Source organism: Tardiphaga sp. (assembly GCF_028290495.1).
Taxonomy (GTDB): domain Bacteria; phylum Pseudomonadota; class Alphaproteobacteria; order Rhizobiales; family Xanthobacteraceae; genus Tardiphaga.
The window spans coordinates 1-23,261 of the sequence record NZ_JAQGJT010000033.1; the positions used below are offsets into that span (position 1 = coordinate 1).

The 23,261-nt window shown below is 63.6% G+C and carries 22 protein-coding genes, 1 tRNA gene and 1 pseudogene; 11 read left to right on the top strand and 13 right to left on the bottom strand.

Going from position 1 to position 23,261, the window contains the following annotated elements; all coding sequences use genetic code 11:
• The 5 genes from JWQ24_RS06000 to JWQ24_RS06020 all read left to right on the top strand — a co-directional run.
• The coding region (locus tag JWQ24_RS06000) for an SLBB domain-containing protein (RefSeq protein ID WP_299805606.1) at positions 1 to 311 on the top strand (311 nt) is incomplete at its 5' end.
• A gap of 2 nt (positions 312 to 313) precedes the next feature.
• A complete protein-coding gene (locus JWQ24_RS06005) occupies positions 314 to 1,444 on the top strand; it encodes a glycosyltransferase family 4 protein (RefSeq protein WP_299805609.1) in 1,131 nt (376 codons plus the stop codon).
• 106 nt (positions 1,445 to 1,550) lie between these two features.
• On the top strand, positions 1,551 to 3,083 hold the full coding sequence (locus tag JWQ24_RS06010; RefSeq protein ID WP_299805610.1) for an undecaprenyl-phosphate glucose phosphotransferase: 1,533 nt from the start codon (positions 1,551 to 1,553) through the stop codon (positions 3,081 to 3,083).
• 236 nt (positions 3,084 to 3,319) lie between these two features.
• On the top strand, positions 3,320 to 4,585 hold the full coding sequence (locus JWQ24_RS06015) for an O-antigen ligase domain-containing protein (RefSeq protein WP_299805612.1): 1,266 nt from the start codon (positions 3,320 to 3,322) through the stop codon (positions 4,583 to 4,585).
• Positions 4,585 to 5,514 carry a glycosyltransferase family 2 protein gene (locus JWQ24_RS06020; protein WP_299805614.1) on the top strand — a complete coding sequence of 310 codons (930 nt, stop codon included), beginning with the start codon at positions 4,585 to 4,587 and terminating at the stop codon, positions 5,512 to 5,514. The genes JWQ24_RS06015 and JWQ24_RS06020 overlap by 1 nt, the downstream gene beginning before the upstream one ends.
• A gap of 165 nt (positions 5,515 to 5,679) precedes the next feature.
• Here JWQ24_RS06020 and JWQ24_RS06025 read toward each other — a convergent pair whose 3' ends face one another.
• On the bottom strand, positions 5,680 to 7,275 hold the full coding sequence (locus JWQ24_RS06025) for a hypothetical protein (protein ID WP_299805616.1): 1,596 nt from the start codon (positions 7,273 to 7,275) through the stop codon (positions 5,680 to 5,682).
• Between the two features lie 242 nt (positions 7,276 to 7,517).
• On the opposite strand from JWQ24_RS06025, the gene JWQ24_RS06030 reads away from it, so the two are divergent.
• Positions 7,518 to 7,595: transfer RNA gene (locus JWQ24_RS06030), tRNA-Pro, on the top strand.
• A gap of 59 nt (positions 7,596 to 7,654) precedes the next feature.
• Here JWQ24_RS06030 and JWQ24_RS06035 read toward each other — a convergent pair.
• The 6 genes from JWQ24_RS06035 to JWQ24_RS06060 form a co-directional block, all read right to left on the bottom strand.
• Positions 7,655 to 8,362, bottom strand: a complete 708-nt coding sequence (locus tag JWQ24_RS06035) for a MerR family transcriptional regulator (protein ID WP_299805618.1) — start codon at positions 8,360 to 8,362, stop codon at positions 7,655 to 7,657.
• Positions 8,363 to 8,419: 57 nt separating this feature from the next.
• Complete coding sequence (locus JWQ24_RS06040) at positions 8,420 to 8,755, bottom strand: integration host factor subunit alpha (protein ID WP_299805620.1); 336 nt, start codon at positions 8,753 to 8,755, stop codon at positions 8,420 to 8,422.
• 128 nt (positions 8,756 to 8,883) lie between these two features.
• Complete coding sequence (locus JWQ24_RS06045) at positions 8,884 to 9,861, bottom strand: beta-ketoacyl-ACP synthase III (RefSeq protein WP_299805623.1); 978 nt, start codon at positions 9,859 to 9,861, stop codon at positions 8,884 to 8,886.
• Positions 9,858 to 10,913 (bottom strand): phosphate acyltransferase PlsX, encoded by a 1,056-nt coding sequence (gene plsX / locus JWQ24_RS06050; protein ID WP_299805626.1) that lies wholly within the window; start codon positions 10,911 to 10,913, stop codon positions 9,858 to 9,860. Before plsX ends, JWQ24_RS06045 begins: the two co-directional genes overlap by 4 nt.
• Positions 10,914 to 11,181: 268 nt before the next feature.
• Complete coding sequence (locus tag JWQ24_RS06055; protein WP_299805629.1) at positions 11,182 to 11,784, bottom strand: DUF177 domain-containing protein; 603 nt, start codon at positions 11,782 to 11,784, stop codon at positions 11,182 to 11,184.
• Positions 11,781 to 12,332 carry a ubiquinol-cytochrome C chaperone family protein gene (locus tag JWQ24_RS06060; protein WP_299805632.1) on the bottom strand — a complete coding sequence of 184 codons (552 nt, stop codon included), beginning with the start codon at positions 12,330 to 12,332 and terminating at the stop codon, positions 11,781 to 11,783. Before JWQ24_RS06060 ends, JWQ24_RS06055 begins: the two co-directional genes overlap by 4 nt.
• A gap of 107 nt (positions 12,333 to 12,439) precedes the next feature.
• On the opposite strand from JWQ24_RS06060, the gene JWQ24_RS06065 reads away from it, so the two are divergent.
• Positions 12,440 to 12,910: an outer membrane protein assembly factor BamE gene (locus JWQ24_RS06065; protein ID WP_299805634.1), complete on the top strand. Its 471-nt coding sequence runs from the start codon at positions 12,440 to 12,442 to the stop codon at positions 12,908 to 12,910.
• Between the two features lie 52 nt (positions 12,911 to 12,962).
• On the opposite strand, the gene JWQ24_RS06070 is transcribed toward JWQ24_RS06065, so the two are convergent.
• Positions 12,963 to 13,553 carry a DUF308 domain-containing protein gene (locus tag JWQ24_RS06070; protein WP_299805637.1) on the bottom strand — a complete coding sequence of 197 codons (591 nt, stop codon included), beginning with the start codon at positions 13,551 to 13,553 and terminating at the stop codon, positions 12,963 to 12,965.
• A 210-nt stretch (positions 13,554 to 13,763) separates the two neighbouring features.
• On the opposite strand from JWQ24_RS06070, the gene JWQ24_RS06075 reads away from it, so the two are divergent.
• The 4 genes from JWQ24_RS06075 (at position 13,764) to JWQ24_RS06090 (ending at position 18,398) form a co-directional block, all read left to right on the top strand.
• On the top strand, positions 13,764 to 14,633 hold the full coding sequence (locus JWQ24_RS06075) for an AraC family transcriptional regulator (RefSeq protein WP_299805640.1): 870 nt from the start codon (positions 13,764 to 13,766) through the stop codon (positions 14,631 to 14,633).
• A gap of 101 nt (positions 14,634 to 14,734) precedes the next feature.
• A complete protein-coding gene (locus JWQ24_RS06080) occupies positions 14,735 to 15,739 on the top strand; it encodes a tripartite tricarboxylate transporter substrate binding protein (RefSeq protein WP_299805642.1) in 1,005 nt (334 codons plus the stop codon).
• Positions 15,740 to 15,841: 102 nt separating this feature from the next.
• A complete protein-coding gene (locus tag JWQ24_RS06085; protein WP_299805644.1) occupies positions 15,842 to 16,339 on the top strand; it encodes a peptide deformylase in 498 nt (165 codons plus the stop codon).
• A 256-nt stretch (positions 16,340 to 16,595) separates the two neighbouring features.
• Entirely contained in the window at positions 16,596 to 18,398 is a 1,803-nt protein-coding gene (locus JWQ24_RS06090) for an NAD(P)/FAD-dependent oxidoreductase (RefSeq protein WP_299805646.1), read from the top strand.
• Between the two features lie 93 nt (positions 18,399 to 18,491).
• Here the strand turns inward: JWQ24_RS06090 and JWQ24_RS06095 are convergent, their stop codons facing one another.
• From JWQ24_RS06095 to JWQ24_RS06115, 5 genes and pseudogenes are all read right to left on the bottom strand, one after another.
• On the bottom strand, positions 18,492 to 19,751 hold the full coding sequence (locus tag JWQ24_RS06095; RefSeq protein ID WP_299805649.1) for a serine hydrolase: 1,260 nt from the start codon (positions 19,749 to 19,751) through the stop codon (positions 18,492 to 18,494).
• Positions 19,752 to 19,862: 111 nt separating this feature from the next.
• Positions 19,863 to 20,081, bottom strand: coding sequence for a type II toxin-antitoxin system HicB family antitoxin (locus JWQ24_RS06100; protein WP_299805652.1), 219 nt, complete (start codon positions 20,079 to 20,081; stop codon positions 19,863 to 19,865).
• 121 nt (positions 20,082 to 20,202) lie between these two features.
• A complete protein-coding gene (locus JWQ24_RS06105; protein WP_299805655.1) occupies positions 20,203 to 21,165 on the bottom strand; it encodes an MBL fold metallo-hydrolase in 963 nt (320 codons plus the stop codon).
• Between the two features lie 35 nt (positions 21,166 to 21,200).
• Entirely contained in the window at positions 21,201 to 22,454 is a 1,254-nt protein-coding gene (locus JWQ24_RS06110; RefSeq protein ID WP_299805660.1) for a hypothetical protein, read from the bottom strand.
• A 370-nt stretch (positions 22,455 to 22,824) separates the two neighbouring features.
• Positions 22,825 to 23,261, bottom strand: a pseudogene (locus JWQ24_RS06115) (GMP synthase (glutamine-hydrolyzing)); the annotation flags it as partial.

A 23,261-nucleotide genomic window follows, 5' to 3' on the forward strand; every position in this document is an offset into this window, starting at 1 on the left:
CTCTCGCCGGCAGCATCACCGGGCGCTTGCGCAACGGCTTCATTCGCGAGCCTTCGGTAGCGGTGGAGATCGAGGCCTACCGGCCGTTCTTCATCCTCGGCGAAGTCGCGGCCCCCGGGCAGTATCCTTACGTCCCCAACATGAGCGTCGAAAGCGCAGTGGCGATCGCCGGAGGCTTCTCGCCGCGTGCACGCCGCGACGAGGTGATGCTGATGCACACGACAGAACAGGGCATTTTCCGCGCCCCGGTGCCACTGGGCACATCGATCGAGCCCGGCGACACCATCCAGATCGGCGAGCGCTGGTTCTGACGATGGCGACTTCCTCCCCACCCCTTCGCATTCTGCACGCCGTTCGCGCCCCGGTCGGCGGCATTTTTCGTCACATTCTTGATGTTGCCAACGGCCAGGCCGATCGCGGCCATCAGGTCGGCATCATCGCCGACAGCCTCACCGGCGGCGACCGCGCCGCCGCGGCGCTGGCCGAGATCGCGCCGCGCCTGGCGCTTGGCGTGCACCGGCTTCCCAGCCGGCGCGAGCCGCATCCGACCGATCTCTTGGCGTGGACGCGTTTCATCCAGTTGGCCCGCAAGCTGAAGCCGAACGTGCTGCACGGCCACGGCGCCAAGGCCGGCGCTTTTGTCCGCCTCAAGCCGAAGTCGAAAGACTGCATCCGCGTCTACACGCCCCACGGTGGCTCGCTGCATTATCCGCCGGACACGCTGAAGGGCGCGTTCTACGCCCGGCTCGAACGCGCGCTGATGAACCACACCGAACTCTTCCTGTTCGAGAGCGCGTTCGCGCGCGACACCTACCAGCGCATCATCGGCACGCCGTCCGGGCTGGTGAAATGCGTGTTCAACGGCGTCACGTCGGACGAGTTCGAGCCGGTGCCCCCCGCCGACGATGCAACGGACCTGGCCTACGTCGGCGAATTCCGCCACATCAAGGGTGCCGACCTGCTGGTCGATGCGGTGGCGCAACTGCGCGTCGACGGCCGGCCGGTGACGCTGACCCTGGGCGGCGACGGCGAGGAGACCACAAGGCTCAAAGCGCAGATCGAACGGCTCAAGCTCGGCGACGCCGTGCGTTTTATCGGTCACGTCAAGGCGCGCTATGGCTTTTCCAAGGGACGCCTGCTGGTGGTCCCGTCGCGCGGCGACTCGATGCCCTACGTGGTGATCGAAGCCGCCGCCGCCGGCGTGCCGATGATCGCCGCCAATGTCGGCGGCATTCCGGAGATCTTCAACACCCATACCGGCGCGCTGTTTCAGCCGGGCAACAGCGCTGCGATCGCCGCCGCGATCCGCACCGAACTCGTCAATCCCGCGGCGGCATTGACGCGCGCCCAGGCGCTGCGCGAGCGCATCGCCCAGCACTTCTCGCAGGACGCGATGGTCGAAGGCGTCATAGAAGGTTACCGGCAGGTGTTTGCCAAACGTTAACTACCGTTTACCCGTAACCAATTGTTCCGATATCTGCGCTAGACGTTGACGCCATGATAGCCGGCGCGCACCACTGTGCGTCAGGCCGCTCAAACGGATTGCTGTAGTGGAACCGATCAACGCACGCTCCATGCTCGACGAAGCCAAGTCTTCGCCGGGGCCCGCGGTCGAGCGCCGCCTCCGCCTGACGCCCGCTGCGCTTGAGGTGGTGAGCCAGAAAGTCCGGGCCGCCTATTCTCCCGTCGTCATCGCAGGGCTGGTCCGGCTTGCCGACTTCGTGATGCTCAGCCTCGTCGGCGTAGCGGTGTATCTGGCGCATGTCGCACGCATCAGCGGTTTCGGCTGGGATTATCCCGCCGCGATCCTGACCATGGCCGGAACCGCCGTCGTCTGCTTTCAGGCCGCCGATATCTACGAGGTCCAGGTCTTCCGCGGCAAGTTGCGGCAGATGACTCGCATGGCATCCGCATGGTCGCTCGTGTTCCTGCTGTTCATCGGCGTTTCGTTCTTTGCCAAGATCGGCGGTTCTGTATCGCGTCTCTGGCTTTCGACATTCTTCATCGTGGGCCTGGTGGCCCTCGTTCTGCAGCGAACGGCCTTGCGTAGCCTGATCCGGCGTTGGGGGCGGCAGGGCCGCCTCGCCCGTCGCACCATCATCGTCGGAGCCGACGCCAACGGCGAACACCTGATCCGCGAACTGCTCGCGCAGGAAGATTCCGACCTGCATATTCTCGGCGTGTTCGACGACCGCAGCGACAAGCGTTCGCTCGATACCGTCGCGGGCACCCCGAAGCTCGGCAAGGTCGATCACATCATCGAATTCGCCCGCCGCACCCGCGTCGATCTGGTGCTGTTCGCGCTGCCGATTTCGGCGGAGACGCGCATTCTCGAAATGCTGAAGAAGCTGTGGGTTCTGCCGGTCGATATCCGGCTTTCGGCACATACCAACAAACTGCGCTTCCGTCCCCGATCCTACTCCTATCTCGGCAAAGTGCCGACGCTCGACGTGTTCGAGGCGCCGATTACAGACTGGGACCTGGTGATGAAGTGGATGTTCGACCGTATCGTCGGCGGGTTCGCTTTGCTGGCGCTGTTGCCGGTGATGGGACTGGTGGCGCTGGCGATCAAGCTCGACAGCCCCGGCCCGGTACTGTTCCGGCAAAAGCGCTTCGGCTTCAACAACGAGCGCATTGATGTCTTCAAGTTTCGCTCGCTGTATCATGACCAGGCCGATCCGATGGCCAAGACCGTGGTCACCAAGGGCGATACGCGCGTCACGCGCGTCGGCCGTTTCATTCGCAAGTCCAGCCTCGACGAATTGCCGCAGCTCTACAATGTCGTGTTCAAGGGCAACCTGTCTCTGGTCGGACCCAGGCCGCACGCGCTGCAAGGCAAGGTACAGACTCAACTGTTCGACGAGGCCGTCGATGGCTACTTCGCCCGCCACCGCGTCAAGCCGGGCATCACCGGCTGGGCCCAGATCAACGGCTGGCGCGGCGAAATCGACTCCGAGCAGAAGATCCAGAAACGCGTCGAATTCGACCTGTACTACATCGAGAACTGGTCGGTGCTGTTCGACACCTACATCCTGCTGAAAACGCCGATCTCGCTGATGACGAAGAACGAGAACGCGTATTAGGTCTCGTCCAGGCGTCTCGACACGCTCCGCCTAACCTCCCTCCGCTTGCGGAGAGAGGTCGGAGCCGAGCGCCAGCTCGGATTCGGGTGAGAGATTGCCAGCGTTTCACGCGCAAGAGTCCCTCCCCCTTCCCGCAAGAACGGGGCGAGGGAGCGCACCGCCGGCGCTGGAACAATCACCAAGCCCGCCTCCGCTATACCACTCGTCAACATTGCCCGCGTAAGCTCCGTGGAGCCATGACCTATCTCGCCGCCGATCACAGCTCCCCCGCAACGACGGCGCCCGCCGTCGTGACGCTGCAGCGCGCGTTGCTGTGGCTGATGGGGTTCGGTGGCGCCATCGTGTTCATTGAGCCCAGCCCCTACGAGATCGCCACGATCAGCGCCATGGTCGTGTTCTTCGCCGCCGGGCTACGGATGCGGCTGGTATTCGTGCCGCTGCTGGTCCTGCTGTTCCTGATCAATATCGGCTACACGATCTGCGCGGCCTACCTGCTCGAGTTGACACCGATCATCAACTGGATCCTGACCTCCTGGTACATGGCGGTCTCGGCGATCTTCGTTGCGCTGGTGGTGTCCGAGGACACCCAGGCTCGGCTCGACCTGCTGCGCCGCGGATTGATCGCCGGCGCGCTGCTGGCGTCGCTGGCCGGCATCGCCGGCTATCTGCACCTGATCCCCGGTGGCGGCGAATTGTTCACGCTGTACGGCCGCGCTTCCGGCACCTTCAAGGACCCCAACGTGCTCGGCGCCTTCCTGGTGCTGCCGGCATTGTTCGCGTTGCAGAGCGTCGTCAGCGACCGGTTCGGGCGTGCACTGCGTAGCGCTGTCGTGTTCGGCATTATCTCGCTGGCGGTGTTGCTGGCGTTCTCGCGCGCCGCATGGGGCCTGCTAGTCGCCACCGCAGCCTTCATGCTGTTCATGATGGTGCTGACAAGCTCCTCGCACAAACAGCGCTCGCGCATCATCATCATGGCGATTGCCGCCGTGGTCGCAGCCGCCCTCGTCATCGTCATCCTGCTGCAATTCGATTTCATCGCCGACATGTTCAAGCAGCGCGCCTCGTTCGACCAGAAATACGACGAAGGCCGATTCGGCCGCTTCGGTCGCCACGTTTTGGGCGCACAAATGGCGCTGGATCTGCCCTTCGGAATCGGCCCGCTGCAATTCACCAAATTCTTTCCCGAGGACACGCACAATTCCTATCTCAACGCTTTCATGTCGGGCGGCTGGATCTCGGGCATCTGCTACCCCGCTCTGATGTTCACCACCGCGCTGCTCGGCTTTCGCTACGTGTTCGTGCGTGTGCCGTGGCAGCGGGCCTATCTCGCGGTGTTCGCGGCATTCCTCGGCACGGTAGGCGAAGCCTTCATCATCGACACCGATCACTGGCGCCACTTCTGGCTGATGCTCGGCGCGATGTGGGGCATGTTCGTCGCGGCCCAGCAATATATGGCAACGCCGGCGCCCGCAGCAGACGAAGCAACTGGAATATCTCCTTGATGACGTCACCGATCCGCATCGCAGTCCTGATCCCCTGCTTCAACGAGGAAGCCGCGATCGCGCAGGTCGTGGCCTCGTTTCGCGAAGCGTTGCCGATGGCCGAGGTCTACGTCTACGACAACAATTCAACCGACCACACCATCGAAATCGCGCGCGAGGCCGGCGCGCAGGTGCGCAGCGAGCGCCACCAGGGCAAGGGCCACGTCGTGCGGCGGATGTTCGCCGATGTCGAGGCCGATATCTACCTGCTGGTCGACGGCGATGCGACCTATGACGCCGCTTCGGCAGCGCCAATGATCGAGATGCTGATCGCCGGGCATCTCGACATGGTGGTCGCGCACCGCGTCGATCAGGCCGATGCCGCCTACCGGCCTGGCCATCGCACCGGCAACTGGCTGCTCACCGGCTTTCTCGCCATGGTGTTCGGCCGTGGCTTCGAGGACATTCTTTCCGGCTACCGCGTGTTCTCGCGGCGCTTCATCAAGTCGTTCCCGGTGTTATCCGACGGGTTCGAGATCGAAACCGAACTCAGCGTCCACGCGCTCGAACTGGCAATGCCGGTGGCCGAACTGAAGACGCCATATTTCGCGCGGCCGGAAGGCTCGTTCAGCAAGCTCAACACCTGGGGCGATGGCTTTCGCATTCTCGGCACCATCCTGAAACTATACCGTTCCGAAAAGCCGCTGCGCTTCTTCGGTACGCTGTCGATCCTGCTGGCGGCGATATCGATCGCGCTGTCGATTCCGGTCGCCATCACCTACGTAGAAGCGGGGGTGGTGCCACGGTTGCCAACCGCCGTGCTTTCGGTCGGCATCATGCTGGTCGCGGTGATGTCGCTGTTCGCTGGCCTCGTGCTCGATACGGTGTCGCGTGGCCGTCGCGAAGCGAAGCTGCTGCGCTATCTCGCCGAGCCCTGGCTGGCGCGCTAAGTGCTGGCTGGCGCGCTGACCCGCGCCACATCGGAATCATCGATGCTTGCGTTAATCGCATGTTAACCACGGCGGCCCAGGGTGAGATCATCCAAGCGCGGGCCGGATGTACGTCCGCGTCAAATGGCCCGGGGCTCACGCTCCGGGTCATTTTCTTTGCGGGTATCACGGCCGCGGACGCACGCTTGTCACCTTCCACAGCGTGCAACCGGCATGGCCGGCGGCGTCGGTAAATTCCGCAAGCTTCTCGGTCGTCACATCGCGGGTCTGGCGAAGGTTGTGAAACCAGGCGCGGCCGGATTCAATCACCAGAAATTGCGGATAGGTTTTCACGATATCCTCGGTCGTCATGATCGCGGTCACGCCGGCCCAGCGCGCGATGCGCTGCATGATGTTGAAGTCGGTGGCATTGCCGCGCGCCCAGTTCGGATAATTCAGCACCACATCGCGATCGAGCGGAAAGCGATATACCGCGGCGTGCGGCGCATAGGTCACGCGCGGAAACCAGACATGCGGGGAATCCGCCACCACCGGCCATTCGCCACTGACGAAGCCGGTCTCGAAGAAGTCGCCGGACGGTGTCGTGCAAGGAATCTGCTCGCGCACTGGATCCGTCGAAGCCAGCATCAACACGAGCAGCATCAGCGGCAGCACGATGGAGGACACCGCGAACAGCCGATGATCCCCCACGCCGCGTCGAACCAGACCGACCAGCAACTCGCCAAACGCCAGCGCCAGCAAGAAACCGCCGATCAGCCACGGTGTGAAATAGCGCGGCACGAAGAGCGGAAACAACACCACCGATTCCAGCCACACCGTCAGCGTGATCGCCAGCATCCCCAGCATCAACCAGGCGAGATAGCGCACCGGCTGCCGCCGGTCGTCGCGCAACATGATGTGAAACGCGGCGCCCTGCTGGCGTGCGATCAGCATGACGACCATCGCCACGACAGCGAATGTCTCGGCGACCATCACCAGCAAACACAGCGGCGACGAGAACAGGCTCTGCAGCAGTTCGGCCACGCCTGGCGCCGTGATCCAGCTATAGGGCTGCACCACCTGCGTCTGCCGGATCACGAACGGCATCCAGCAGGCCAGCACGACGATCGCCGGCAGCGTTGCCGCGAGCGACGCAAGCCACGCCCGCCAGCCCCGACGCCACTGGCTCAGCGCGCCCGACAGCGCGATGCAGCCGACATAGAGAATGCCGAAGCCATGCACGAGCGTCAGCGCCACGTAGAGCACTGCGAGGGCGCCAAAATCGCGTTTGCGGCCGCGCTCGATCAACCGCTGCTCGAACAGCGCGCATAATGCGGCAAGCAGGAAATACAGCGCATAGGCGCGCAACTCGAATGCGACAAAGAGCACGTTGTCGTTGAGTGCGGCGACCAGGAACACCGCGATCCACGCCGCCGTTTGCGACGCCGCCCGCAGTCCGAGCCGATAAAGCGCCAGCAAGGCCGCCGCCGTCACCAGCACGTTGACGGCTTTCAGAACCACGACCGACGACAGGAACGCCGGCACCGCCCGCGCGATCAGCCACGCCAGCGTCAGATACAGCGGCGGATTGCCATCGATCCCGAGCACGATGCCTTCCCACAGCCGCGGCAGGCTGTCGGCCTTCAGCAACGTCACGGTATAGAGCTCGTCGAGCCATAGCCGGGACGGCACCGTGCGAAACGCAAACAGCGCCACGGCGGCCAGAGCGAGCGCGACGGCGCCCGCCTTCAGTCCGCGCAGGGTGTCGATCGGCGCCGTCATGGAAATACAGGCCTCGATGAGCGAATCCGCAGGGGATGCCGGAATGGTCGGCTACAACGGCCTGCCAACGACCAGAAACGCTATCGCGATTAATTTTCATGAAATGACGCAAGCGCAGCCGTACCGCCGGCAAAATGCGTCCCCAGTGCGGAATTGCGCACAGCGTCGTGCCACAACGGCGGTCGATAATGCGCCAGCCTTCTTGCGCCGCGCCCGGATCGAAGCTACAGGATGCGCATTGTCGGAGCGTGGCGCAGCCCGGTTAGCGCACTAGTCTGGGAGACTAGGGGTCGGAGGTTCAAATCCTCTCGCTCCGACCATTTTCGATCTCAACCGATCGACCTCCGCGCCCCAGCGCGAATTCAAATCAACTTTTACTTCACCCGTCCTTCATCGCCGTATCGAGCGCCTGTCGGGCGTCGAGCAGGTCTTGCAACACCGCCTCCAGCCGGGCGCGGTTGCGCTGTTGCGCGGCGCGGTCGATCGCGGGGGCTGCGGGGCGTGGTTCGGGCATCGGCTGTGGTCGCGGCGGCTCAAAGCGCGGCTGCGGCCCGGTGATCTCGGGCTCGCGCCGGGCGACCATTTCCGGCTCGCGGCGTGGCGGGATTTCGGGCTCGCGCCGGGCCTGCATCGGCGGTTCCCGCCGCACGGCGATGTCAGCTTCGCGGCGGGCGACGATCGGAGCCACCTCCTCGTCGTGCTCGTCTTCCTCATCGTCGGCGTCGATCTCGGCTTCCACCGGATCGTCGTCGTGTTCATCCTCGACGGGCGCACGCCTGGCGCCGGGGTCCGGTGCAGAGAACGCAGGTGCGGCGGCGCCGTCGACCAGGCCCTGCACCGCCTTGATGCCGTTCTCCTTCAGGATGCGCTGCACGCCGCGGATGGTGTAGCCTTCGCCGTACAACAGACGGCGGATGCCGCGCAGCAGATCGACGTCGTCCGGGCGGTAGTAGCGCCGGCCGCCGGATCGCTTCATCGGCTTGATCTGGGTGAACCTGGTTTCCCAGAATCTCAGCACATGCTGGGGGATGTCGAGATCGTCGGCGACCTCGCTGATGGTGCGGAATGCATCCGGCGCTTTGTCCAAATGCTGCGTCCCCATTTTCACTGCCCGTCAGCGCGCCGCCAAACAGCGGCCGCGAACTCAGTCTTCTGACGTGTCCTTGCCGTTGCCGGCCGAAGTGTCGCCATTGATGCGCTGCTTGAGAATCGCCGATGGCTTGAACACCATCACCCGCCGCGGCGAGATCGGTACTTCAGTGCCTGTCTTCGGATTGCGGCCGATGCGCTGGCCCTTCTTGCGCACCATGAAGGATCCGAACGACGACAGCTTCACCGTCTCGCCCTTTTCCAGACAATCGGTAATTTCCTTCAGAACCAGTTCCACAAAAGCAGACGACTCCGTGCGCGATAGGCCCACCTTTTGGTAGACTGCTTCGCACAGATCGACGCGTGTGACTGTTTTTCCCGTGCCCGTCATCGCCTGCCCCAACTCTCGGCGAACAAAATTGTTGTCAGAAATTATGAGGTTAACGTCCAATGGTCAACAGCGCTCATCGATGCAGAAGCATCGAAGTTCATGACAATGCGAGATAATTTGTAATCAGCCTACCAACGGATCAGCGCCGAGCCCCAGGTGAAGCCGCCGCCCATGGCTTCTAGCAGCACCAAATCGCCCTTCTTGATGCGGCCATCGGCTACCGCCACCGACAGCGCCAGTGGAATCGAAGCCGCCGAGGTGTTGCCGTGCAGGTCGACCGTGAGCACCACCTTCTGCGGTGCAATATGCAGCTTATGGGCGGAGGCATCGATGATGCGCTTGTTGGCCTGGTGCGGCACGAACCAGTCGATGCTCTCGGCGGTGGCGCCGGTGGCATTGAAGGCATCGACGATCACGTCGGTGATCATGCCGACCGCGTGCTTGAAGACTTCGCGGCCTTCCATGCGCAGATAGCCGACGGTCTGCGTCGAGGACGGCCCGCCATCGACATACAGTTTGGCCTTGTGGCGGCCGTCGGAGCGCAGATGCGTGGTCAGCACGCCGCGATCGGTCGGCAATCCCGGCTGTTCCTGCGCATCGAGAATGATCGCACCGGCGCCATCACCGAATAGGACGCAGGTACCGCGGTCGGTCCAGTCGAGAATGCGCGAGAAGGTCTCGGCGCCGATCACCAGCGCGCGCTTGAAGGCGCCGGTGCGCAAGTAGCTGTCGGCGGTGGCGAGCGCGAAAACGAAGCCCGAGCACACCGCCTGCAGGTCGAATGCCGCACCGTGGTTGATGCCGAGCGCGCTCTGCACCGAGACCGCGGTAGCGGGAAAGGTGTTGTCCGGCGTCGAGGTCGCCAGCACGATCAGGTCGATCGACTGCGCGTCGATGCCGGCATGAGCAATCGCGGCCTGCGCGGCCTTGATCGCCAGATGCGAGGTGAACTCGCCTTCTGCGGCGATGTGGCGCTCGCGGATGCCGGTGCGCTGCACAATCCATTCGTCTGAAGTATCGACCTTGGCCGCCAGTTCGGCATTGGTCAGGGTCCGCTCCGGCAGATAAGAGCCGCAGCCGAGCACGACCGAACGTATCGCAGTCACGAGACAGCCTCCTGCGCGGGCGCAGTCAGGGCGCTGCCGTCGCGGTTGAGCATCAGATTGATCTTGGTGAGGAGATCGTTGCGGACCATGTCATAGCCAACATCGATTGCGTAGGCAAAGCCGTCGGCATTGGTGCCGCCGTGGCTTTTGACGACGATTCCCTTGAGGCCGAGGAATACCGCGCCGTTGGATTTGTTCGGGTCGACCTTGTCCTTCAGCGCCTTGAAGGCGTTCTTGGCAAACAGGTAGCCGATCCGCGAGCGCCAGGTGCGGGCCATCGCGCTGCGCAGATATTCGGCGAACTGGCGCGCGGTACCCTCCGCCGCCTTCAGCGCAATGTTGCCGCTGAAGCCTTCGGTGACGATTACGTCGGCGGCGCCCTTGCCGATGCCGTCGCCCTCGACGAAGCCGATGAAATCCAGCTGCGGCAGGTTGGCGGCACGCAGCAGTTCGGCTGCCTCGCGGATTTCCTCGCCGCCCTTCATTTCCTCGACGCCGATATTGAGCAGGCCGACGGTCGGGCGCTCCAGATCGAACAAGGCGCTGGCCATCGCGCTGCCCATCACGGCGAGTGCCTTGAGGTGGTGGGCGTCGCCGCCGATCGTTGCGCCAAGATCGAGCACCACGGAATCACCGCGCGTGGTCGGCCAGATTGCCGCCAGCGCCGGGCGATCGATGCCGTCCATCATGCGCAGGCAGAACCTCGACATCGCCATCAGCGCGCCGGTGTTGCCGGCCGACACCGCGACATCGGCCTCGTTCTTTTTGACGGCGTCGATCGCCTGCCACATCGACGACACCTTGCGGCCGCGGCGCAACGCCTGGCTCGGCTTGTCATCCATGCTGACGGCGACGGTGGTGTGGAAGACTTTCGATACAGCCTTGAGCGCCGGATGCTTGGCCAGTTCGGCCTCGATCAACGCGCTATCGCCGAACAGCAGGAATTCGCTGTCGGGATGCCGGGTCAATGAAATAGCGGCGCCGGGAATGACCACCGATGCGCCGATGTCGCCACCCATGGCGTCAAGCGCGATGCGAACCTTTTTCGGCATGAACGTCCCGGAAACCTGTCTCTTGCGGGCCAAAGAAGCCGGACCGCGGACTGATGCTCACCGCGAGTGGTGGCGAGCGGCGAAGGTATCGAAATAAACTATTCGGAGCGGGGGACAATAGCGTTTCCCCAAGCCGATACAACATCTTGACCGAAGACTTTTGCTGCGCCAGGCGGCATATCACCGGAATCGGCGCTGCCCGGCCGGCAGGCCCGGCGTTTCCGCCGAACCACACCAAAAACCAGCAGTTGGCGCTGCCCGGTTTTGCTCAATCGCCCCGCGATCCGCCGGTCCAGCCCTTCGGTTTCTTGGCGTCCGGGCCTTCCTTCAGCACCTTCAGCGCCGCGAAAGGGTGTTCCTCGGGATCGATCTGCTCGACCGGCGGCTCGAATACCGCATCGGGCTTGCGCGGATAGGGATTGAGACCGAGGAACAGCGCGTCGGTGGCGAGCCGGCCCAGGTCGATGAAGCCGTTTTCGATCGGCTCCGGCGGATCCGGGGTTTCCTCCTCGCTCTCGATGTCCTCGTCGACCGATTCGGCCAGTTCGCGAATCTGCGACGGCGGCGCAAAAATGAGGTCGATCGCTTCGTCGAAGTCGCTTTCCATCGGATCGAGCGTCACCACGCAGGTCTGCCCGACCCGGCCCCAGACGCGGCCGGTGACATGAACCTGGCCGCCCTTGATCGGCGTCAGCAGCAGCGAGGCCTTCGCAGCGCCCACGCCCACCAGGCTGCCCAGCGTCGCGATGGCTTCGCGTTCCTGCGGGTTGGCCTCGATGTCGCGCGCCACCCCGGTTTCAGGAATCTGCATCACCGCGATCGGCGCGCTCCAGGGATTCGACGTATCCGTCATGCGGTCGGGTCTGCTCATGTCGTTACCAAGGTTGCTGCGGGCTGCGGGAATCGCCACGCGCCGGATTTAAGGGTCGTCTCGTCCAGATGGCCAAGCCCGGCAATAGCCGCGTTGACATAGGAAACCAGCCGCCTCGCGTGGTCGAGATCGCTGCCGTTGTAGATATTCTTCGAAAGCGCCTGCGCCAAGGGCTCAAAACCCGCGTCCAGAGCCATATCATAGGCGGCGGCGCGGCCATAAAGCGCGCGGCCGAATTCCTGCATTTTTTTCGGCACGCGAAGGTCGCTGGTGCCCAGTTCGCGCAAATTGTCGTCCATGTCGGTGCAGAACCGCTCGACCAGCCCCTGCGAAAGCGCCGGCGGTGCGCTTTTCAGCTTCAATTCGCGCATCACCAGCCACAGGTGCAGCAGCAGCATGTCGAACCGGCCGTTAACGCTGTCGGCGACGCCAAGGTCCCGATAAAACAGCGGTTCTCGCGCCTGCGCCACTATGGTGCCATAGATAGCCTCAATGGTGCCGCGCAACGGCGCGGGCGACTTCCTGAAGTGATTGAACGGCCAGACCATCTCGGGTTCCTCAGGCGGCCACCCCGGGCACGCGCATGTTGCATTCAGAGGTTCTGCCCGGTACGTCAACGCTTCGCACGATGCAAGAGGATGGGGTCCGCTCCACGATGACAATTTCGAGTGACACCGGCGCCCAGGCGCAGCCGAAGCGCGGTTTGCGCCGCTTGCGCGGTGCGCTGGCCGCAGCCCTCGTCTGCCTGTCGCTGGGCGCCTGCGCCGAGCAGTTCCAGAAGGGCTACATCCTGCCGATCGGCGCGCTGGAGCAGATCCCGATCGGCGCCAGCCAGGACCAGGTGCTGATCGTGATGGGAACGCCCTCCACCGTCGCCACGCTATCAGGCGAAGTCTTCTATTACATCTCGCAGCGTTCCGAGCGCCCGGTCGCCTTTATGCCGCAGAAGGTCACCGACCAGCGCGTCATCGCGGTGTATTTCGACAAGAGCCGCAAGGTCGAGCGGCTCGCCAATTACGGTCTGCAGGACGGCAAGATCTTCGACTTCATCAGCCGCACCACGCCGACCTCCGGCCAGGAAATGAGCTACCTGACCCCGCTGTTCAAGCTGATCAGCTTCCGGTAATTCGCGCGCTGCGGGGCCGATGGCATCGGCCCCGCAGTCGAATCCCGGAGCATCAATCTGCCGCAAATCCGGTCGAACGCTGGCGTTTGTCGACGACGGTCAGCCAGATCGCCGATGCCAGGAAATAGAAGGCGCCGAAAGCCGCATAGGGCGCGATATCGGTGATCCCCGGAACAACGGCGCCGGTTGCCTGCTTCACGAAGAAGGCGCCGGCGAGCACCGACTGGGCGCCGCTCAGGATCATCGCCAGCTGCGCACCCGCCTTCCAGCGCCGAACGCCGGTGACGAGCTGGAACAGGCCGGACAGAACCGCCCAAACGCCAAACACCGCAAGCACCGCGTGCATACCTCGCCCAAGCGCGACGGCAACCGTGATGGTGGTGATAGCGCTGACAACAACATTAAACGCCTGGCTGCCATTCTGCGTCAGACCGCCGCTGCGCTGCGCATCGACGAAATTGGCGACCGCATCCCAGGCGGGATAGACGACCAGCAGCGCCGCTGCGACCGGCGGCATGCTGCTTCCCAGCGTGAAGGCGGCGGCGACCCAGACGACGGAGACGCCGGCCCTGGTGAAGTAATACGACTTCAGCCAGTGTGACGTCGCGGCGCGATCGGGCAGCTGGATGGTTTGGGTGTTCATCGCGAAATATCCTGTCTCGGTTGGTTGATGGGATGGCCTGGAAGGTGGCGGCAGAGGCGCAGCTTCTGTTTGCCGGCTCGGATGATCGGAAAATCGTTGTCCGGACCTTTTCTTTCTCCGGCGCGGTTTAAATTTTCCGCAAGCGACTGTATTATCTGCTAATTATCAACTTTCATGGCGTTGATGTACCGCCGGAAGACCTGATCGGCCATGACGGAATTGCTGGAAAACTTGATCATTCATCCGGAAGCGGCGTTCCGGCGATCGAGGTCCGACCTGCTCTCCCATGTGCTGGCGCAGATCCATCTGACCGGTGACAGCGTGAGCTTACGGAGCCTCGCCGGGGCGGAGCGTCTCGAGCTGGAAGCCGATGCGGCGCATGTCTGCATCGTCACGCAGGGCGCTCTGCATATCGAAAATGATGACCAGCCTACGCAAATCATCGACGCGGGCGATCTCGCGCTGCTGCCGCACGCCGCGAGTGATCTCCGACTGATCGCTTCCGAATCGCTGGCGACCGTGGTCGTTTGCCGCTTCTGGTTCGACCCCGAGAGCCTTCGCAGCATGATCTTCGCGCTGCCGCGCTGCATCCACATTCGGCAAGCGGAAGGCGCCGGCTGGGTCGAAGGTATCGTGCATTTTCTGATGATTGAGGCCGATGACGTCCAGCCTGGCGCTGCTCTGATGATTTCCCGGCTGATCGACCTGGTCGTCATCCGCGCCTTGCGGACCTGGGTCCATCTGGGTCAGTCCTCCGGATGGCTCGGCGGGCTTTCCGATGCCCGCATTGCACGGGTTCTGAAAGCCATCCATGAGCAGCCGATGCAACGGTGGAGCATCGCGAGCCTGGCCGGCATCGCCGGGATGTCACGATCGAGCTTCTGCGCGCGCTTCACCGCGCTCGTGGGCCGATCACCGCTGCGCTATCACAATGAATGGCGGCTCGGGCTGGCGCGGGACATGCTGGCGAAGCGCAGCGCGCGGGTCGGCGAAGTCGGGCTGTGTATCGGTTACGAGTCGGAGGCAGCGTTCAGCCGTGCCTACAAGGCACTGTTCGGCCATTCCCCGCGCGCGGAATAGCGCGCGGCTGCGTCAAAGGTTGCCTTGTAGATGCCGCACGCCGGCTCTACGCTGGCGCTAAGACCAAGATAGTAACGACAAAAATCTTCAGGGAAGAAACCATGACCCGTTTGATCACGCGCCGCAGCGTGCTGTCGGCTGCTGCCGGCCTGTCCGCGACCTCCCTCCTCCCGCGCAGCGGCTGCGCCGCCGGCGAATGGCGCCCGACTGAAACCGTCCGCATCATCGTGCCCGCCGCCGCCGGTGGCTCGACCGACGTAATGGGCCGCCTGCTCGCAGCTCATCTGCAGACCGCGTGGGGACAATCCGCGGTGGTGGAAAACCGCTCCGGCGGCGGCGGCACTATCGGCACCGCCGAAGTGGCACGGCAGAAGGGCGACGGCCACACTATCCTGGTCGGCAATCCCGGCCCCAACGCCATCGCCTACAGCATCTTCCGCAACCTGAGCTACAGACCCGAGCAGTTGCAGCCGGTCAGCAACATGATCCGGATTCCGAACATCGTCTGCGCGCATCCGAGCGTGCCGATCAAGACGATCCCGGAGCTGATCGCCTACATCAAAGCCCATCCCGACAAGCTGAACTACAGCTCGTCGGGCATCGGCCAGAGCCCGCACCTCACTGGTGCATGGTGGCTGCAGCTCACCGGGCTGAAGATGCAGCACGTCCCGTTCCGCGGCGCCGGACCGGCGCTGCAGGCCGCACTTGCCGGCGATGTCCAGATCCTGTTCGACAACCTCTACCCGTCGCTGCCGCAGGTGCTCGACGGCAAGCTGACCGGCCTCGCCGTCACCACGCCGGAGCGCAACGCGCAGGCCCCGCACGTGCCGGCGATGCGCGAGACCGCGCCGGAGCTGGCCAATTTCGACATCTCCTCGTGGTTCGGCGTGTTCTATCCGAAGAGCACGCCGAGTGCGGCGGTCGACTCGTTGAACCAGGAAATCAAAGTGCTGCTGGCTCGCGCCGACACCCAGAAGACCATCGCCGCAATGGGCGCCGTCTCCGACTACGGCACATCGGCGCAATTCTCGACCTTCATCGAGGCCGAGACTGCCAAGTTCAAAACCATCATCGACAAGGAAGGCCTCAAGATGGACGTCAATTGATCTGACGCGCGCATCACCGGCGTGCCGCGGCCTGCGGCACGCCGCCCGAGGCCAGGCCATCCGGCCCTTCCGCGCCTGCGGCAAGCTCTGTAAACAGAGCCCATGACCATACGCCCGATCGTCCGCTATCCCGACGCCCGCCTCGCTCTGCCTGCGCAGCCCGTCACCGTATTCGACGTGGCGCTGCGCCAACTGGCGGATGATCTGCTGGAGACGATGCACGCCGCCCCCGGCGTCGGCATCACCGCGTCGCATATCGGCGTGTCGCTGCGGGTGGTCGTGCTCGAGGTCGACAACATTGCGGGCGTCCGGACCTATATCAACCCGGAAATGATCTGGGCATCGCCGGAGATGATCACCCACCGCGAAGGCAGCGTCTCGATGCCCGGCTGCCAGGACGACATTGTCCGCCACGCCCGCATCCGCATCAGCTATCAGGACCTCGACGGACACGCGCAAACCGAAGAATCCAGCGGTTTGCGCGCGGTGTGCCACCAGCACGAGATCGACCAGCTCAACGGCATGTTCTGGATCCAGCGGCTGTCACGCCTCAAGCGCGAGCGGCTGGTGAAGCGCTACGGGAAGCTGGCACGAGGCTGAGCGCGGGCGGCCGATGAGGCTCACGGCGTGCGGCGTATTCGGAAAGCGGCATCACGCGCCGCAGCACAGCCACGGATTTTTCGGGCGGTTCGCCGTTTCGGTCTCGCCTCCCCGCAACGAAGTGTTACGATTGCCTCGTTTCCTGGACTGACCCCAACGGCGCGAGGTGACCCACCCCCGCCGCCTCTTCGCAACGACGCGACGAAGCTCAGACAAGCGCGCCACAAGGCGCCATCGGCAAAGGGAGAACGTCATCATGCTCGACAAGGCCCCCAACGGAAACGTCTCGGAGCTGCTGTCCACGCTCGACAGCGCACTGACCGCCGGCGACATCGACCGCGCCGTCGATCTGTTCCAGACCGATTGCTACTGGCGCGACCTGATTTCCTTCACCTGGAACATCAAGACCCTGGAGGGCCAGCCACAGATCCGCGACATGCTGCAGGCCCGGCTGGCCGACACAAAACCCTCGCACTGGAAAATCGCCGAAGGCGAGGATGCCTCCGAGAACGACGGCATCACCGAAAGCTGGATTCAGTTCGAAACCGCGGTCGGGCGCGGCTTCGGCCATCTGCGCCTGAAGGACGGCCGGATCTGGACGCTGCTCACCACACTCAGCGAGCTGAAGGGCTTTGAAGAGCCGACCGGCTTCGACCGGCCGATGGGTGCCAAGCACGGCGTGGAGCGCAACCGCAAGACCTGGAAAGAGGAACGCGAGGCGGAAGCCGCCGAACTCGGCATCTCGCGGCAGCCTTATTGCGTCATCATCGGCGGCGGCCAGGGCGGCATCGCGCTTGGCGCGCGATTGCGCCAGCTCAACGTGCCGACCATCATCATCGAAAAGAACGAGCGCCCCGGCGACAGCTGGCGCAAGCGCTACAAGTCGCTCTGCCTGCACGATCCCGTCTGGTACGACCACCTGCCCTATCTGCCGTTTCCGGCCAACTGGCCGGTGTTCTCGCCCAAGGACAAGATCGGCGACTGGCTGGAAATGTACACCAAGGTGATGGAGCTGAACTACTGGAACTCGACGGTCTGCAAGAAGGCTTCCTACGACGAAGCCAGCGGCGAATGGACCGTGGTGGTCGCGCGCGACGGCAAGGATATCGTGCTGAAGCCAAAGCAACTGGTACTGGCCACCGGCATGTCGGCGAAACCCAACCTGCCGAAATTCGAGGGCATGGACGTCTTCAAGGGCGACCAGCACCACTCGTCGCAGCATCCCGGGCCGGACAAATATGCCGGCAGGAAGGCCGTGGTGATCGGCTCCAACAATTCCGCCCACGATATCTGCGCGGCGCTCTGGGAGGCCGGCGCCGACGTTACGATGGTGCAGCGCTCCAGCACCCATATCGTCAAGTCGAACTCGCTGATGGAGCTGGGCCTCGCCGGCCTCTACTCCGAACAGGCGGTGCGATCCGGCATGACCACAGCCAAGGCCGACCTGATCTTCGCGTCGCTGCCGTACAGGATCCTGCACGAATTCCAGATACCGATCTATAACGCGATCCGGGAACGCGATGCCGACTTCTACAAGCGGCTGGAAGCGGCCGGATTCATGCTCGACTATGGCGAGGACGGATCCGGTCTGTTCATGAAATACCTGCGCCGCGGCTCCGGCTATTATATCGACGTCGGCGCATCCGAGTTGGTGGCCAACGGCAGCATCAAGCTAAAGAGCGGCGTCGACGTCCAGCGCCTGACCGGGCATTCGGTCGTCCTCACCGACGGCACCGAACTGCCCGCCGACCTCGTGGTCTACGCCACCGGCTACGGCTCGATGAACGGTTTTGCGGCCGACCTGATCTCGAAGGACGTCGCCGACAAGGTCGGCAAGGTCTGGGGCCTCGGCTCCAGCACCACCAAGGATCCCGGCCCGTGGGAAGGTGAGCAGCGCAACATGTGGAAGCCAACGCAGCAGCCCGGCCTATGGTTTCACGGCGGCAACCTGCACCAGTCGCGGCACTACTCGCAGTTCCTGTCGCTGCAGCTCAAGGCGCGTATGGAAGGCATCCCGACTGATGTCTACGGCTTACAGGAGATGCACCACCGGGGCTGAGCGAAACGAAGTAACCGCGCATCAGCGGGCGTAAAGTCGCCCCCTGATGCGCTAACGGGAACGCGGCCCCGGACCTGACCGGCCGTCGGCCGCCTAGCCTCCCGCCATCAGTTCTTTGGCCAGCGCCATATAGGCCGGCAGCGTCGCCAGATCGATGGGGGCATTTGCGGCCACCGGATGCGACGCATAACGCACGATCACCATCTCGGCCTTCGGATCGATATAGATGCCCTGGCCATAGGTACCGCGCGCCATGTAGGCACCATGCGCATTATGAGTCATCCACCACTGGTTACGGTAAGAGCCGCCCGGCAGCGTGGCGTAGCCGGCGGGCTTGAATTTCTCGGGATCGCCGCCGCGCTCGATGTCCTCGACAACCGAGGCCGGCACGATCTGGCGCCCGTTGAAACGGCCGTGATTGCGCATGGTCTCGGCAAAACGGGCGAGATCGCGCAACGTGGTGCAGAGGCCGCCGCCGCCGCTCTCCATGCCGATGCGATCGACGTGATAGTAGGCGTCCTGTTCGGCTCCCATCGGCGCCCAGATGCGATCGGACAGCAGATCGGAGAGCGTCATGCCGCTGACACGCCGGCAGATCCAGGCGAGCACGTCGGTGTTGACGGTCTTGTAAGCGAAGACGCGGCCGTGCTCGCCCTGCTTCTTCTGCGAACACAGGAAACTGAAAATGTCGGTCGGCCCCTCAAAGCCCGGCTCGATCGGCGCCATGCCGTTCGCGCGCCGCAGTCCCCACACCTGCGAATTCTTGTCGGCATAAACCTCGGTGTATTCCAGCCCCGTGGTCATATCCATGACCTCTGAGACGCGCGCGTCGCCGAACGCGCTGTCTTTCAGCTCCGGCACATAGTCGGTAACCATCGCCTGCGGATCGATCTTGCCTTCCGCGACCAGAATGCCGGCCAGCGTGCCGGTGAACGACTTGGTGACGGACATGCCGATATGCGGCTTGTGCGGCTTCAGCGCGCCGAAATAGCGTTCATAGATCAGTTTGCCCCTGTGCAGCACGGCGATGCCGTCGGCATAAGTTTCCTCCAGCATGCCAGCGAAGGTCATCGGCCGGCCGTCGATCGTGACCGACTTGATGGCCCCGATATCGCGCTCCTCGCGCGGCAACACCGACGCAGGCCCCTCGCCGCGCCATACGTTCACGGTCGGCACCAGCTGTCGCACGTTGCTCCACGCCCAGCGCAGCTCGGGGAAGTTGCGGAACGAACCGTTCTGGAACGTGATGGTGCGGTCCTCCGGCGGCGGAAAGCCCTGCATCCAGCCCAGCACCTGCGGATCGCTCTCGGCGGCGGTCGGGATCGGTTGGCTGGCGTTGGCAGCGACGGTCATCGAGGCAGTCTCCAGAGGAATCGTGCGCTGCTGGTAACATGGGAGATGGCGGCGAACATCCCGCGTTTGTGCCGGGCTGCGTTGATGAGCGGCGTTCGTGTGGCTTGCTGCCTACTCGGCCGCTTCGTGATGCGGCTGATAGCGCGCCGGCGGAATTGGATGGCCGACGGCGCGGGCCGCCTCAAGCCATGCCTCCATCGCTACACGAAGTTCGATGACCGCTTCTTCTGGCGAAGCACCGAAAGCCGAGCACGACTTCAGGTCCGTCGCATCGGCAATCCAGCCGCCGTCCGCTTCAGACCACAACACGATGATGGCATAGCGGTTCATAAGTTCAATCTTAAAGCGGAGGCTTACTGGCCGGCAAGTGACCAACCAGCGCGACAAGTCACTGGATCTTGAGTTCCCGACGTTCGCGAATTTCCAACGTGATCGGCCTTAGTGAACCGCATCACCACTCCCCGCGGCGGTGGTTGGAGACCCAGCGGTACATGCCCATCACGTTCAGTGTGTGCATGGTGTCGAACGCGGTCCATTTCTTCACCTCGTCGCTGAAACGGACATTGCGATAGAGCTGGTCCCAGGATTGGCCGCTGCGCACCAGATCGAGGACCTGCTGATGGAGATCGACCATATAGGCTCGCAGCGCGGCCTCGTCGGGTTTGGTCGCCGGCGTGTAATGGCCGACATCGATGAAATCGATATCCTGCGCCGCGACCCAGTCGAGCGTTTCGATCCAGCCGGGATAATAGAAATCGAGGAAGTCGTTGTACGGCATCGACTTGCTTTCGCAGACATCGGTGCACTGCAACGCCTTGTATTTGGGGAACAGCACCATGATCATGCTGTCCGAATGGCTCGGCGCCACGCGGTGCAGCAGCACGGTCTCGCCGCCCAGCGCAATCATCATATCCTCGTCGAACACGCGGTTAGGGACAGCGGTGGGCAGTTTCTCCCCGACAATCGGCTCAAGCGCGCGCATGTTGGCAACGACGATCGCGCCGTCTTTTTGCAGCACCTGCGCGCCGCTGATATGATCGGTATGGGCGTGGGTGTAGACGACATATCTAACGCCGACGTTGAAGCGCTTGCGGATCTCGTCGCGCAGCCAGCCGGCCGTGCAGGTCATCGCGGGATCAATCACCAGCGCACCTTCCTCGGTGATCAGCACCAGCCCGCTGTGCACGGCTAGGCCAGCGCCGGTGGTGTGACGATAGAGATTGCCCTTCACTTGCGTCAATGCGCGCGGATTGTCGGGGCATTCGGTAGCGGTGAAATCGGGCAGTATGGCGCGGTTGACGTATTTGGACTGATCGACGGCGATGCCGTTATCGGAGGCCTGGGCGCTGCCGGAACAGAAGACACCAGCGACCACCACCACCAATGCCAGCGCGACACATTTCGAAACGTCCATGATGTCCCTCCGAAGTATTGGTCGCTCGGCGCCACTCAGATTTTGTCGAATCCGCCCCCGGCCGCGACGAAGCCGCCGCTAACCTTCATCAGATCAATCGTGCCGAATTGTTCAATAGGCGCGACGCCCGCACCGTTGGTGCGGATGCCGCCGGCGATCGTGATCTCGCGCGCCGAACCGCCGGGCTTGATGCTCAGGGCCACGGCGGACAGCGTAACGACCTTGCCTTTGACCAGCGACGGTCCGGTGCCACCGAACGTCTCGATCCCGCGACGCACGGTCAGCCTACCAATCGGCTGGCTGATCTGGATACCGACCGCGCCGTCGGCATGGGTGACGACGCGGTCGAACTTCGCCACGTTGACGGTGCCGGTATAGACGTTGAAGCCACGCGCGCCCTGACCGAAGGTCTCGATCAACGCGCTGGCGGTCAGTTCGTTGACGATCCCGAAATTGACGAAGCCGATCCCGCTCGGGCCGTAGGAGGTGATCTTTTCCTCGGCGATCCAGCGATCGACGACGCCCCAATTGTCGAGCACCATGTCGTTGACACCGTAGGTGACGACCGGTCCGCGATTGCGCACCAGGTCGACGTACGCGCCGTAGACGGTGAAGACGCCGCCGGTGATCTGGTCCGCCGTCCCCGGCGCGATCCCGCCGTCGCTATAGACCGCATCGGTTTCCAGCCGACTGACGACGAGCCGGCCGCCGGTATCGCCCGCGCCGCTGACGAAGATGCCGCTGCCGCGCACCGGCGCGCTGGGCCGACCAGCGGACAGGCCGACGAGCTCGGCGCTGATCGTCACCGCCGCGTCGGGTTGCATATTCCAGAGGGTGAAGGCGCCCTGTAGCACATGAACGCCGTAGCCTTGGGGGCGCTCGGTTTCGCCACGGGCGTCGGCGGCGATGATGTCCAGCCCATCGATCTCGATATGACCGCCGCGCACCTTGTCGCGCGCCAGGATCTGGACGCGGCCCGTTACAGTGACGTCGTAAAGCTCGATCCGGCCGAAGCCGGCGACCCCGGTATCATTGAAGATCGCGCGGTTTTCAGGCGACGCGTGGAGGCAGATATCGTGAACGAGGTTGTCCGAGGATAGCTGCACGCCATCGCTACCCACGGTGAAGCTGATGCTGGCGTCGTCATCCTCGCCGTACAACGACTGGCCAGGCGACAGGCGGAACGATGGTGCGTCGGCAAGGGCGCCGCTGACGACGATGCGGCGGATCGCCGTGTCCGTCGTGGCGGCGATCAGCGCTTCGATGGAATTGACGATTTCGTCAGGCATCATCATCGATCACTGCTCCATTGCTGCCGGCTGTTCGCACGTGTCTATTCGAAATGCACCATAGCCTCGACTCGTTCGACCCAACGAAACATCTTTGTGAACGAACGACCGTTCTAAGGCTACAGGGGCGAGGTCTTGGCCGTCCTTTAGTGACGCGAAGCAAACCCGCCATTGTGCCGCCGTTTCCACGCCACAGCACTACTTCTCGGCGAAGCCGCTAGACATTCATCATCGAGGGCGTTTCGTAACCATCGCGTGTCTGGAACAGAAACCCGAACGAACGGATGCTGGGTGGCACCGATGCCTGCAAGTGAACCAAAGACGTCGCACGTCGGCTATCGCCGCCAAACACCGCCGTTTCTACGACCCCTCACTCCCACTCGATCGTGCCCGGCGGCTTGCTGGTGATATCATACACCACGCGGTTGACGCCCTTGACCTCGTTGATGATCCGCGTCGCGACGTGGCCGATGAACTTCATGTCGAAAGGATAGAAGTCAGCGGTCATGCCGTCGACCGAGGTCACGGCTCGCAGGCCGATGACGTATTCGTAGGTGCGGCCGTCGCCCATGACGCCGACGGTCTTGACCGGCAGCAGCACGGCGAAAGCCTGCCATATGTCGTCGTACTGACCGGTGCGGCGGATTTCCTCGATGTAGATTTCATCCGCCAGCCGCAGAATGTCGCATTTCTCTTTGGTAACGGCGCCGGGAATGCGGATCGCCAGGCCCGGACCCGGAAACGGATGACGGCCGACGAAAGCTTCCGGCAGGCCCAACTCGCGGCCGAGCGCCCTCACCTCGTCCT

Bases quoted from the DNA above. Each gene is read 5' to 3' on its own strand.
- JWQ24_RS06005 (WP_299805609.1), top strand. From the start codon at position 314: ATGGCGACTTCCTCCCCACCCCTTCGCATTCTGCACGCCGTTCGCGCC.
- JWQ24_RS06015 (WP_299805612.1), top strand. From the start codon at position 3,320: ATGACCTATCTCGCCGCCGATCACAGCTCCCCCGCAACGACGGCGCCC.
- JWQ24_RS06020 (WP_299805614.1), top strand. From the start codon at position 4,585: ATGACGTCACCGATCCGCATCGCAGTCCTGATCCCCTGCTTCAACGAG.
- JWQ24_RS06025 (WP_299805616.1), bottom strand. From the start codon at position 7,275: ATGACGGCGCCGATCGACACCCTGCGCGGACTGAAGGCGGGCGCCGTC.
- JWQ24_RS06040 (WP_299805620.1), bottom strand. From the start codon at position 8,755: ATGACGGGCACGGGAAAAACAGTCACACGCGTCGATCTGTGCGAAGCA.
- plsX (WP_299805626.1), bottom strand. From the start codon at position 10,913: ATGCCGAAAAAGGTTCGCATCGCGCTTGACGCCATGGGTGGCGACATC.
- JWQ24_RS06055 (WP_299805629.1), bottom strand. From the start codon at position 11,784: ATGAGCAGACCCGACCGCATGACGGATACGTCGAATCCCTGGAGCGCG.
- JWQ24_RS06060 (WP_299805632.1), bottom strand. From the start codon at position 12,332: ATGGTCTGGCCGTTCAATCACTTCAGGAAGTCGCCCGCGCCGTTGCGC.
- JWQ24_RS06065 (WP_299805634.1), top strand. From the start codon at position 12,440: ATGACAATTTCGAGTGACACCGGCGCCCAGGCGCAGCCGAAGCGCGGT.
- JWQ24_RS06070 (WP_299805637.1), bottom strand. From the start codon at position 13,553: ATGAACACCCAAACCATCCAGCTGCCCGATCGCGCCGCGACGTCACAC.
- JWQ24_RS06075 (WP_299805640.1), top strand. From the start codon at position 13,764: ATGACGGAATTGCTGGAAAACTTGATCATTCATCCGGAAGCGGCGTTC.
- JWQ24_RS06080 (WP_299805642.1), top strand. From the start codon at position 14,735: ATGACCCGTTTGATCACGCGCCGCAGCGTGCTGTCGGCTGCTGCCGGC.
- JWQ24_RS06085 (WP_299805644.1), top strand. From the start codon at position 15,842: ATGACCATACGCCCGATCGTCCGCTATCCCGACGCCCGCCTCGCTCTG.
- JWQ24_RS06090 (WP_299805646.1), top strand. From the start codon at position 16,596: ATGCTCGACAAGGCCCCCAACGGAAACGTCTCGGAGCTGCTGTCCACG.
- JWQ24_RS06095 (WP_299805649.1), bottom strand. From the start codon at position 19,751: ATGACCGTCGCTGCCAACGCCAGCCAACCGATCCCGACCGCCGCCGAG.
- JWQ24_RS06100 (WP_299805652.1), bottom strand. From the start codon at position 20,081: ATGAACCGCTATGCCATCATCGTGTTGTGGTCTGAAGCGGACGGCGGC.
- JWQ24_RS06105 (WP_299805655.1), bottom strand. From the start codon at position 21,165: ATGGACGTTTCGAAATGTGTCGCGCTGGCATTGGTGGTGGTGGTCGCT.
- JWQ24_RS06110 (WP_299805660.1), bottom strand. From the start codon at position 22,454: ATGCCTGACGAAATCGTCAATTCCATCGAAGCGCTGATCGCCGCCACG.